We start from the raw sequence: 12,024 nt of genomic DNA, 5'->3' as shown, positions 1-12,024 counted from the left end.
CCCCCCCCCATCCCCAAAACCGCTTCATGGCGCTCACCAGCAATTGCGACGACATGCCAACCCTGTTCGTCGACACTCAAGCGCCGCTGGATGTTTTGTATGACGCTGCCAGCTACCGAATTCGCGCCGTCACCCAAGTGATGGAGAACTTGTCCATGCGCGGTTCGATCGAGTGTCAGCCCTTCATTCTTAGTGATTTTGCTTTGCTCTGTGCCATTCCGTTACGGGATGGGTGTGATGTGCTGGATGTGTTAGGGCGACGATTGAAGGCTCGGCCTTCGGAGTAGTGCCGGACGCTTGCTCGCGATGGCATTTTCGGGAACGCCAAAAGCATCGCGAGCAAGCTCGCTCCCACAGGGTTGTGTTTATGCCTGGAGACCAGTGATCAGATGCACCACCCCGTCATCCAGCCTCATGACTCCCGGTACACCTGCCACATTTAATGCCTGCCGATCCATCCGCCCCACATCCCGCAACTCCACCCGAACACGGGTCAGTGCCACCGGCTGCTGCGACTTGAGGTTATCCACTCCGCCCAGTGCGGCGACGATATCCGGGGCCAGACCAGAAACAGGCTGAGCAACCACTTTCGGCTCATCCACGATCAGGTCCGGGGTCAACGCTTTCCAGAACGCCCGCTGCATTTTCTCGAACATGCTCAGTTCTCCAGTACCAGTGAAGTATCGACCGTTGCCTCGTGATACAGCCGCAACGCCTCACGCACTTGCTCAGCGCTTTCCAGGCCCAGCACCTGTTGGGCGATGGCCTGGCAGTCCCCCAGATCCACTTCGCGAACCGCCGCTTTGATCGCCGGAATCAGCGGCACGCTCACCGACAGTTCATCCACCCCAAGTCCCAGCAACAACGGCACCGCCAGCGTTTCCGAAGCCATGGCGCCACACACACCGACCCATTTGCCATGGGCGTGGGCGGCCTTCACGGTGCTGGCAATCAAACGCAGCACCGACGGATGAAAGCTGTCGGCCTGACTGGCCAGGCGCGGGTGATCGCGGTCCATGGCCAGGGTGTATTGGGTCAGGTCGTTGGTGCCGATCGAGAAGAAATCCACTTCAGGCGCAAACAGGTCGGCCATCAGGGCCGCTGCCGGCACTTCGATCATGATCCCCAGCTTCGGCAATTCTGTGAGGCCCAATGCCAGCGCCTCTTCCTCAAGCAGCTGCCGGGCCCGTCGCAACTCCGACAGCTGCGCGACCATGGGCAACATGATGTGAAGACGGGCCAGCCCGGCGCTGCTCAGGATCGCTTTGAACTGATCGCGCAACAGCTGCGGGCGCTCCAGACACAAACGAATTCCGCGCATACCGAGGAACGGGTTGGTTTCGCTGTCCATCGGCACGTAGGCCAACGGTTTGTCGCCGCCGACATCCAGTGTGCGCACCACCAGATTGCGCGCCGGCCCCAGGGCGCGGGCGATGGCGCTGTAGGTGGATGCCTGTTCGTCATGGCTCGGCGCATGATTGCGATCCAGATAAAGAAACTCCGAACGCAGCAATCCGACGCCCTCGCCTCCCAGTGCCATGGCCTGCTCCGCTTCAGCCAGCGAGGCGATGTTGGCCGTCACTTCAACGTGGTGTCCATCGCGGGTACAAGCCGCCAGCGCAGCGTGCGCCAACTCATGTTGATGGCGCTTCTGCTGGCGCTGGCGATTGGCTTGCAGTTGCTCGATGGCCGCCAGATCCGGGTCCAGATGCAGCTCGCCCTTGTCGGCGTCGAGCAACACTTGAGTGCCATTGGCCAGCCCCAGCACCTGAACGGGCAACCCGCAGATCGCCGGCAAACCGGACGCACGCGCGAGGATCGCGACGTGGCTGGTAGCGCCGCCACCGACCGTGGCGAAACCCAGTACCTTGCGGGTATCGAGCCCGGCGGTCTGTGACGGCGTCAGTTGTTCGGCGATCAGGATCGCCCCTTCAGGCAGCTCCATCGCCTGATCCTGTACGCCAAGGATCAGCTTGAGCACTCGCTGGCCGACATCGGCCAGGTCCGCCGCCCGCTCCGCCAGCAAGGCATTGCCCAGGCTTTTGAACAAGGTTGCCGCCGACTCGGTGGCCGCGCGCCAAGCAAATCCGGCGCTTTTGCCTTCGTCGATCAGCACGTGAGCCACTTCCAACAAACCCGGGTCTTCGAGCAGTTCCTGGTGAGCCTTGAAGATGTCTGCCTGCGCGCTGCCAATGGAGTTATCACGCAACTGTTGCAGGGCCACCAACGCCTCGGCCAAGCCGCGGGACAGATGATCACGCTCAACCAGCGGTGTGGCGCCGAGTTCATTCACTTCCAGGGGTTGTTCGGCTATCTGCACCACTTGGCCAAACGCCGATCCTGCCGATGCGCACACCCCACGCAACACCGTCAGCGATGAGGCCTCAATCGCCTTCGCCTCAACCTGCGCCGAGGTCGCCACCGTTTCACCGCATCCACTCACCAGCAGTTCGGCCAGCGTCTTGATCGCCGCTTCAGCATCCGGACCGGCCGCGCTGACTTGCACAACATCACCGTGCCCCGTCTGCAACGCCATGATCGCCACCAGGGATTTCGCGTCCGCACTTTCCTGCTGTTTATGCAGGTAAATGCTCGCCGAAAAACCTTTCGCCGCCTGGGCGAACACCGCTGCCGGTCGAGCGTGTAAACCGTTCGGATTGGCCAGTGTCACTGGTTTGGAAAACAGTGCTTCGCCCTGTTCCGGCACTGGCTCATCCGTTGCCTGCTCGATGGGCTGCAAACTCAGTAGCGGCTGGCCACTGTCTACCAAACCCGTTTCCGGCGTCAGCCAAGTGAAGGGCTCGCCGCTGACCACCAGCATCAACGTCAGCAGGCTGCGGGCATTCAATGCAACAAAATCGGCATCGAACTCGATCAGCGACTGCCCGACGTCAACCTGCTCGCCCTCCTCCACCAACCGCGTGAAACCCTTTCCCGCCAGGTTCACCGTGTCGAGGCCAATGTGCATCAACACCTGCACGCCGTTTTCGTCGGTGATGCTGACTGCATGCCCGCTGGCCTGCACATTGCTGACAACCCCTGCCAGCGGCGCGCACAACGTCGTTGAAGTCGGATCGATGCACAGGCCATCGCCTATCACGCGGCTGGAAAACACCGGATCGGGCACGAGGTCCAGTGGCATCAATACGCCGGACAGGGGCGCGTGCAATTGCAATTGTTGGGGTGTGGCCATGACGTCACCTGCTGTTTTGTTCTTTGAAGTGCCGATGGAGCGCGAGGCTCCGACAGCATCGCTTATTTCCACCAGTACTCGACCTGCAATCCGACATTCGAACCGTGTCGCGCCGTGCCGAAGGCGCCGGTGTCGGACAACGCCGACCCCTTCGCCAGTTCATTGGCCGCCCGTTTGGCCGCCTCGTTCCAGCTCGCATAGGTGTAATACAAACGCACCTCGGGGCGTGCCCAGAATTCCGGACCTTTGGGCGACCAGGTCGGAGCGAAGGTGAACTTGCTCAGCTTGCGCGTGCCGCCCGGGGCTTCGACCTGGTCGTGACCCAGTTCGGTCACCAGTTTGAACTGCTCGGTGATCGCATAGGTCGGGCGAACGCCCAGGGAAATCCAGTTCTGATCACTGCCGTCCTGGCGAATGTCTTTCTGGTAAACCGCCTCGACTTGCCCGCCAAATCGCGGCGTCACTTGCCAGTCGAAGAATTCCACCACCCGGTAACTTTTGTTGCTGTCGTCCAGCTTCACGTTACCGGTATAACCCAACCCGGTGCCGGGACCTTCGCCGTACTGGAAAGCCAGTTTGTTCTTGCCGCCCAAAAAGCCTTTCTGCACATGCTGGGTGGTGATCGCCCAGCCACGGTGAGCGTCGCGGCTGTCGGGTTTGTCGATGTAACTCAGCCCGAACTCCAACTCACCGCCAGGATTGGTGTTGAAACCGGCGACGTTGAAGTCGTGACGGTTGATGTAGTCCTTCTGGTACAGGTTGTCCTTGCGCGAGAAGGCGTAGCTGTATTTCAGATCGCCGATCAGCACGTCCTCGATACCGCCGCCGGTGGCGCTCTGGTTCCAGTAGTAGAAGTCGGAAATGTGAATATCGTTCCGTTTGTAATAACGCCGGCCGGCCCACAGCGAACCGCCGTTGAGGCTGGGCATGTTCGACCATTGCGCGTACGCCTGCGGCAGGCGCACCGAGCCGTTGTCACCGTTGAACGTCAGGTCCTTGTCGTACTGGTTGTACAACGACGCCATGCCGTCGACGCTCAGCACCGAACCGTCATCCAGGGTGTAAAGATCCTGGCGCAATTCCAGTTCGGCGTACTGCTCACATTCGTTGCCCAAGCGGTATTTGGTCTGCGCGCCCGGCAGCTGGAAGCACTGCTGTTTATCGCTATTGACCGAGGTGCCGACGCCGCTACGCAAGTAACCGGCGAACTCCAGCGCCTGGGCCGAAAGAGGCAAAGCCAGGCACACGCCCGCCACTACAAGGCTGCGATTTATTGTTGTTTTCAAGAGCTACCCCATTATTTTTATTGTGTGCAGCGGCAAAATCGGCGCGCAAAACTCCCCCGCGCAGCGTTCTGCGTATTTTTTTGAGTCGGTGTTTTTTTGCGGTCGATCAGTCGGTCATATGCAGCACGAACGACTCATAAGGCCGTAGGAGGACCTGACTATTTCGCACCGGACTGTCCGGGTAATTACTGATGACCAGACGTTGGGCCATGGTTTCGCTGATCACTTCCTCCGGAAGGTCGACTTCGCATGGCGTGCCGTAGAAGTTGTTCAGCACCAGCAACCGTTCACCCCTACCCTCACGCACGTACGCCCAGATTTGCGTGTGCTCGGGCAACAGTTGCCGGTAGATACCATCGGACATCAGCGCCTCAGTGCGACGCAAGGCGATCAACTGACGGTAGTGATGCAGCACCGAATCCGGATCATCGAGCTGAGCGGCAACGTTGATCTGCTCGGCGTTCGCCGGCACCCCGATCCACGGCTCGACAGCGCTGAAACCCGCGTTGGGCTCGGCGTTCCAGTGCATCGGCGTACGGCCGTTGTCCCGGGACTTCTGCATGATCGCCGCCATGTTGTCGGCATCGCTCGCACCCGCCTCGCGCTTGAGCCGGAAGATGTTCAGCGTCTCGACATCGCGGTACTGATCAATGTGATCGAAGCCCGGATTGGTCATGCCCAGTTCCTCGCCCTGGTACACGAACGGCGTGCCCTGGAGGAAATGCAGCGCTGTGCCGAGCATCTTCGCCGAGAGCACCCGATACTCGCCGTCATGGCCAAACCGCGAGACCACCCGTGGCTGGTCATGGTTACACCAGAACAGCGCATTCCAGCCACCGCCGGCCTGCATGCCGGTTTGCCAGTCGGAGAGAATGCGCTTGAGTTCGAGGAAGTCGAAGTCGGCACGAATCCACTTCTGCAGGTTCGGGTAATCGACCTTCAGGTGATGGAAGTTGAAGGTCATCGACAGCTCTTTCGAGTCCGGTCGCGAGTAGCGGATGCAGTGTTCCAGGCTGGTGGAGGACATCTCGCCGACGTTAATCAGGTCATGGCCTTCGAAGACTTCGCGGTGCATTTGCTGCAAGTACTCATGCACGTTCGGGCCATCGGTGTAGAAACGTCGACCGTCGGTGTTGTCCTCGGGGAAGTCCGCCGGTTTGGAGATCAGGTTGATGACGTCCAGACGGAACCCGCCTACTCCCTTGTCGCGCCAGAAACACATCATCTTGAAGACTTCGGCACGCACCTTTGGGTTATCCCAGTTCAGGTCGGCCTGAGTGTGATCGAACAGGTGCAGGTAATACTGACCGGTCTGGGCTTCATACTCCCAGGCCGAACCGCCGAACTTGGATTCCCAGTTGTTCGGCTGGTCGCGCCAGATATAGAAATCCCGGTACGGGTTGTCGAGGCTGCTGCGGGCTTGCTGGAACCAGGTGTTCTCGATGGAGGTGTGGTTGACCACGATATCGAGCATCAACTTGATCCCGCGCTTGCCGGCTTCGGCGATCAGCAACTCGCAATCGGCCATGGTCCCGTAGCTCGGGTCGATGGCGTAGTAGTCGCTGATGTCGTAGCCGTTGTCGCGCTGGGGCGAGCGCAGGAACGGCGTGATCCACAGGCAATCGACACCCAGCCAGTGCAGGTAATCGAGCTTGGCGACAACGCCAAGCAAATCACCCGTGGGGTTGCCGGCGTGGCTGTGAAAACTCTTCGGGTAGATCTGGTAGATCACCGAACGTTGCCAGTCTTGCATGGCGGATTCCTTCAATAAGTTTTGTACGGGCCTTGAGGGCCTCATCGCGAGCAAGCTCGCTCCCACAGTTGATCGCATTCCAATGTGTGCGAGCTTGCTCGCGATAGCGATCTATCAGGCGACCCGATAGCCAGGCCGAACAATCTTCATGCTCAACCCACAGGTCAGAACAAACGGCACGACCATGGCAATCACCATCCCGATCACGAACATCGGAATGAACTGCGGAATGATCGAGATAAAACCGGGCAAGCCGCCGACGCCGATTGCCGAGGCCTGGACCTTGTTCAGCGACAGGAAAATGCAGCCCAGGGCCGAACCGATCAGGGCTGCGTAGAACGGAAATTTGTAGCGCAGGTTGACCCCGAACATGGCCGGTTCGGTGATGCCGAAATAAGCGGAAATCGCCGAGGTCGAGGCCATGCTTTTATCCCGCACGTTGCGGGTCATGTAGAACACCGCCAGTGCCGCGCTGCCCTGGGCAAGGTTAGACATGACGATCATCGGCCAGATGAAGGTGCCGCCCTGGGTGGAGATCAGCTGCAAGTCGACCGCGAGAAACATGTGGTGCATGCCGGTGATCACCAGCGGCGCGTAGAGCAAACCGAAAATCGCCCCGCCGACCATCGGCGCCAGGTCGAACAGCATGACCACGCCTTCGGTGATGAGAATCCCCAGATGACGGGTCACCGGGCCGATCACCGCCAGCGCCAGCACGCCGGTCACAACGATGGTAGTGATCGGCACCACCAGCAATTGCACCGCGTTTGGCACCCGCGCCCGCAGCCATTTCTCGATGACGCTCATCACATAAGCCGCCATCAGGATCGGCAGGATCTGCCCTTGGTAACCGACCTTCTCGATCTGGAACAACCCCAGGATGTCGAAGTACGGCAGGCTCTGCCCGTCCAGCCCGGCCACCGCTTTGCCGTAGTTCCAGGCATTGAGCAGGTCGGGGTGGACAAGCATCAGGCCGAGCACGATGCCAAGGATTTCGCTGCCGCCAAACCGTTTGGCCGCCGACCAGCCCACCAGCGCCGGGAGGAACACAAACGAGGTGTTGGCCATGAGGTTGATCAGGCTCCAGAGCCCGTCAAGCTTCGGATAGGCGTCCAGCAGGGTCTTGCCCTCGATGAACATGCCCTTGGCGCCGATCAGGTTGTTGATGCCCATCAGCAGGCCCGCAATGATCAACGCCGGGAGGATTGGCATGAAGACGTCGGAAAACACCCGCACCAGGCGCTGCATCGCGTTGATCTTGTCGGCGCTTTTTTGTTTAACGTCGGCGATGGTTGAAGCCGCAAGACCGGTTTGACGGCGTAGCTCTGCGTAAACCTTTTCGACTTCACCGGGGCCGATGACCACCTGGAACAGGCCGCCGGTGAAGAACGAGCCTTTGACCAGATCGATCTGGTTCAACGTGGCGCTGTCGACCAGGCTCGGGTCCTTGAGGGCCAGGCGCAGGCGGGTGACGCAGTGCGCGGCCTGCTCGAGGTTGGCGCTGCCACCGAGGCTTTGCAGCAGCTCGCTGGCGATATTCGGATAGTCGTGGCTCATGATTGTCCTTGCGCTGTAGTTTTTTGTTATTGGCAGCACGCCGAAACGAAAAGTACTCGTCTGTACGAGTTAAAGCAACAACTCGTACAGACGAGTTTGATTTTGTTTATCCTGAACCCGACCGGCGGCGACATTTCCTACCTCAAAAGTCAAAGAAACCTAACGCCGCATGGACAAACCCCTACCCTGCCCTTAAGGTTCGAAACCTTGAGCACAGCGCGGTACAGAGCCATCCCCATGAGTAAATACAACCAGATCTACAGCGATCTGCTTGCCAGCATCACGACCGAACGTCTGGAACGCGGCGCGCGGTTGCCTTCTGAAACCGAACTGATGGACAGCTATCAGGCCAGCCGCGGCACTGTGCGCAAGGCCATCGAGCAATTGCAGGAGCGCGGTTTCGCTCAGAAGGTCCACGGCAAAGGCACGTTCGTGCTGTCGACCAACCCGATCGAATTCCAGTTGGGCGGCATCGTGAGTTTCCAGGAGACCTACCCGCGCCTGGGCAACGACGTCAGCACCGAAGTGGTCGAGTTCGCTCAGGTCCCGCTCGACGGCCCGCTGCTCGAACACATCAAGGCCGAAGAAGGCAGCCTGATCACGCGGATCAAGCGCGTACGGCGGATCGACGGCAAACGCGTGATCCTGGATATCAACCATTTCGTCAGCGATGTGATTCCCGGCCTGTCCCGCGACATCGCCGAGCACTCGATCTACGCCTTCATCGAGCAAACCCTGCAGCTGCAGATCAGCTACGCCCAGCGCACCATCGAAGCGGTGCCGCGAAGCAAGGACGACCAGCAACACCTGGACCTCGACGGCCAGAGCCATGTGATCGTGGTCAGCAACCAGACGTTTCTGCAGGATGGTCGGCAGTTCGAGTACACCGAATCACGGCATACGCTGGACAAGTTTTACTTTTCTGACATTGCACGACGCTGAGCCTGACTCTGGTACTCGCGATCTCCTACGTCTTCCGTCAGCAACTGACCACCGCCAGCTACCCCGTGCCTTATAGATGGAACCGATGCCCCTTGAGATAGTGAGCGCCCCAACCACCTCTCAAGAAAACATCATGGACGATACTCAAGAAATCACCCTGCCCGACGCTGCCGATGTGTTGGCGCTCGCGGCCCTGATCCCCGATCTGATTGCCGATTGTCCCGATATGTACGCCATGGCGTATCAGGTTGCCAAAGACATTCTGCTCCAGCACAACATCACCGACATCGAACCCGACAAGATCTACTGGCACCGATTCCGTGCCGCGCAAAGCAGCTCGAAGACCTTCACCGGCTGGCAGCACGTATTTGAAAAACCCAGGGAGTCGATGACCTTCCCGCAACTGGTCATACAGCGTTTCAGTGTGCACGACCAGGACAACGCTGACCTTCTGGATGCTGACAGCGGCTTCTATTGCGCCGATGGCAATGCCGGAAACTACGATGAAACCAATGAAGTCCGTCTGCACGCCAGGGATGCGCTGAAAGCCTTCTGGGACATAAACTTCAGCGACCGCTACAAGACTGCCATCGCCACGTTCTGGGAACAGCACAGTGCCGATTTTCGAGCCATGGCCAAATGCACTTTCATCGCCAAAGCCATTGAAAGCTATGAGAGCGGCTATTTGTCCGGTGATCAACCCACCCTGGTCATGCGAGCCGCCGCCAGCAACGCTAGCCGGCCACTGACTCGAACAATGCTGACGGACGAGGCGCAACCGGGAAGCGGTCTGACCATCCGCAAATTCTGCATCGATCAATTCGAGTCGACCGACATCCTCAGCTTTACCGACGAGCACGACCTGAACATCCTCTACCTTCCGGGAGAACCCAGGGGGTTTTACTGCTTCAACAAGGTCGAGGAGTTGCACCAATGGCTGGTCGATGAGGTCAAGGACGCCGAAGGCCGTGAACGCATGTTCATGCACTTCAAACAGCAAGAGCGCGACATTTTGCAGGAACGGCCGACCTCGCTGGGGCACAAGCTCGCGAACTTCACCGGCATTGGCCTGATCATCCACGCGTTCGAGGAAACGCCGATTGATAACGTCGGCCTCACCCATGCCTATGACGTTTTGCCCGGCGAACATGACGTCGCGGATTATCATTTGCTGCACTACCGTGGCGAAAAAATCGTCGGTGATGCCTTCAGCCATCTCAGTCAGTCCACCCACGAGCGCATGCTCAGCGACGCCAATTTCCTCCTGCGCTCCAACGGCGAGATCAGGAAAAAACTATGGATTGGCTATCTCAACGCCTTCAACCACACCTTCGGGCCAATGGCCGCGCTCGCATGGCCGGCGGCGCTGGTGGTTATCGGTGCCGGCATCGCCAATGTCGGATTGCAGATCGACCAGGCCATCAACGCCCCCACTCCGATGGAGCGCAAGGCCGCCGTCACCGCTGCAATATTTGGCAGTGTGGATGCCCTGTTCAATTTGCCGTTCCTGTGGGGTGCCGCTGAACTGGCAGACGCTGCCGAGCTTGGAGAGTCCGCCGAGACGCAAGAGGCGCTTGCGACCAAGACAGAAACTGAACTGACGCCACCACCCGGGCTGCCTGTGCCGATCGCCGAAGCGGGTCCGACCGATGCCCAGATCCTCGCCCCGTTTGACACCAATGAGGTGCTTGACGGTTATTTCCCGGTCAGTGACGACGGTAAGTACAAGGGTATCTATCAACCCGATAGCGGCGGCAATTACATTGCCATGGACGATCGTTTTTTCCAGGTGAGCTACAACAACCAACTGAAGTGCTGGGCAATCATCGACCCAACCAATCCCTATTCGTTTTACCGCAACATTCCAGTTCGCCTGAATGAAGAAAACGAGTGGGAAATGATCTTGCGCGGCGGTTTGAGGGGTGGTGGTAAAAACCTCTCCAAACCAGCGACACCGAAACCCGGACCGAGCAACGGCGATTCCGCGCAAACAGCAAACACCTCCGATGGGGCAGCGCCTCAACCACAGGCAGGTACCTCGACAGGAGCCCGCGCACCGGCGCGCCTTCGCACCCTGGAAACGCCATACGATGCGGATCCTCAATTCAAGCGAGAGCTCAGAGGATGGGCTTTGAATCTGCAACGCACTCATGTGCGCGTGATGCGCATCAACAAAATACTCACAGTAGAAGATTCTTACGCACCTTACTTCAGCCGCAAACTGGCAGATCTGAAGCGCAACGCCGGTCGGTTCTTCAATGAGTTGAAGTGGAGCGAACTGCCACCTCGGCCAATGTTATTTACCGTCGACGAGCCCATGAGCATTGCCGAACTGATTAAGCGAGTGTTCGAGGTGACCCAAGGGTTGGTCGTGGGTGAAACCCTGGACCGCATCACCAGCCTGCGCTTCATGATTGAAAACATGCACGAGTTCGCTCAACGGGGGGTGAACACGATTTACATGCGAGGCTTGCTCAACGATTTTGCCCAGCAGGATCTGAATAGCTTTTTCGAGTCGGGGGACATGTCCGAAGATCTGAAAAACTACCTGATCAGTATCAGCCAGGACCCTGCCGGACGTTTCAACGAACTGGAACTGATCAAGAGCGCAAAACAGAACAATATCCGGGTCCAGGCAATCGATAACTCGGTAACGCTTAAAAAACCAGTCGCCGACCGGCTGATTGAAGAGCAAATGATGAGCAACAGCCTGACGAACCAGATCATGCAGGCTGATACCACGTTGAACCATCCTGGGAAATGGGTGGTTTTAACGGGAGTGGAAAATACCAATACCTTCCGGGGGATGGCAGGCATCAGTGAGCTGCGGGGGGGGATCGGCTTGCGAATAGAAGAGGTCGATCCTGGCCAAAGCCTGGGCATTACCCTGGATCCCGGCATCGAGATCGAGATCGATCGTGGCCCCATCCTCCAGCACGAAACAATGCGCGGTATTTCCGAGATGTTTTATGCAGACCTTCGCCTACAAATTGAAGCGCCACCGGTAATCAGAACCGAGCGGCAAACGGAAAAACTTCTCAATTTACCCGGCAAGTACCTGTTCAAAAAGAACGCTGGCGACTACACCCTGCTCCACCAAAACAGAGAAAAACAGAGAAAAACAGATCACCCGTACGCCCGTCCAGCGATTAGTCAATGGCAACTATGTAATACACCGGCCCTCCTGGCCGCAAAACGGCGTGCCTTTCCCCAGCATTGACGCGCTGTCCCGCTCCCTTAACGACTCAGGCCTGAGGCTGGCAACGCGTATTCCCACTTGACCCGTTTTGTAG

At 58.6% G+C, this 12,024-nt stretch carries 8 protein-coding genes; 3 read left to right on the top strand and 5 right to left on the bottom strand.

Features of this window, described 5'->3' with window-relative positions:
• A partial coding sequence (locus E3W21_RS01260) for a hypothetical protein (RefSeq protein ID WP_134417976.1) occupies nt 1-287 on the top strand: 287 nt, incomplete at its 5' end.
• A gap of 78 nt (nt 288-365) precedes the next feature.
• On the opposite strand, the gene E3W21_RS01255 is transcribed toward E3W21_RS01260, so the two are convergent.
• From E3W21_RS01255 to treP, 5 genes are all read right to left on the bottom strand, one after another.
• Nucleotides 366-656 (bottom strand): PTS transporter subunit EIIB, encoded by a 291-nt coding sequence (locus E3W21_RS01255; protein ID WP_134417327.1) that lies wholly within the window; start codon nt 654-656, stop codon nt 366-368.
• 2 nt (nt 657-658) lie between these two features.
• On the bottom strand, nt 659-3,193 hold the full coding sequence (gene ptsP, locus E3W21_RS01250) for a phosphoenolpyruvate--protein phosphotransferase (protein WP_134417325.1): 2,535 nt from the start codon (nt 3,191-3,193) through the stop codon (nt 659-661).
• A 62-nt stretch (nt 3,194-3,255) separates the two neighbouring features.
• Nucleotides 3,256-4,479, bottom strand: coding sequence for a carbohydrate porin (locus tag E3W21_RS01245; protein ID WP_129438146.1), 1,224 nt, complete (start codon nt 4,477-4,479; stop codon nt 3,256-3,258).
• Nucleotides 4,480-4,585: 106 nt separating this feature from the next.
• Nucleotides 4,586-6,232 (bottom strand): alpha,alpha-phosphotrehalase, encoded by a 1,647-nt coding sequence (gene treC, locus E3W21_RS01240; protein WP_129438148.1) that lies wholly within the window; start codon nt 6,230-6,232, stop codon nt 4,586-4,588.
• A gap of 114 nt (nt 6,233-6,346) precedes the next feature.
• Nucleotides 6,347-7,789 (bottom strand): PTS system trehalose-specific EIIBC component, encoded by a 1,443-nt coding sequence (treP, locus tag E3W21_RS01235; RefSeq protein WP_129438150.1) that lies wholly within the window; start codon nt 7,787-7,789, stop codon nt 6,347-6,349.
• Nucleotides 7,790-8,026: 237 nt separating this feature from the next.
• Here treP and treR point away from each other — a divergent pair, with 237 nt between their 5' ends.
• The gene (treR, locus tag E3W21_RS01230) at nt 8,027-8,731 is read left to right on the top strand and encodes a trehalose operon repressor (protein WP_134417323.1); all 705 of its coding nucleotides are present in this window, start codon (nt 8,027-8,029) and stop codon (nt 8,729-8,731) included.
• Between the two features lie 133 nt (nt 8,732-8,864).
• The gene (locus E3W21_RS01225; RefSeq protein ID WP_134417321.1) at nt 8,865-11,951 is read left to right on the top strand and encodes a membrane-targeted effector domain-containing toxin; all 3,087 of its coding nucleotides are present in this window, start codon (nt 8,865-8,867) and stop codon (nt 11,949-11,951) included.
• Nucleotides 11,952-12,024: the final 73 nt, after the last annotated feature.

Origin of the sequence: Pseudomonas sp. F01002 (genome assembly GCF_004402115.1) — a bacterium.
In the GTDB taxonomy this organism is placed as follows: Bacteria; Pseudomonadota; Gammaproteobacteria; order Pseudomonadales; family Pseudomonadaceae; genus Aquipseudomonas; species Aquipseudomonas frigoris.
Note: the sequence above shows the minus strand (reverse complement) of the source record. Positions and strands in the feature narration are given on the sequence as shown.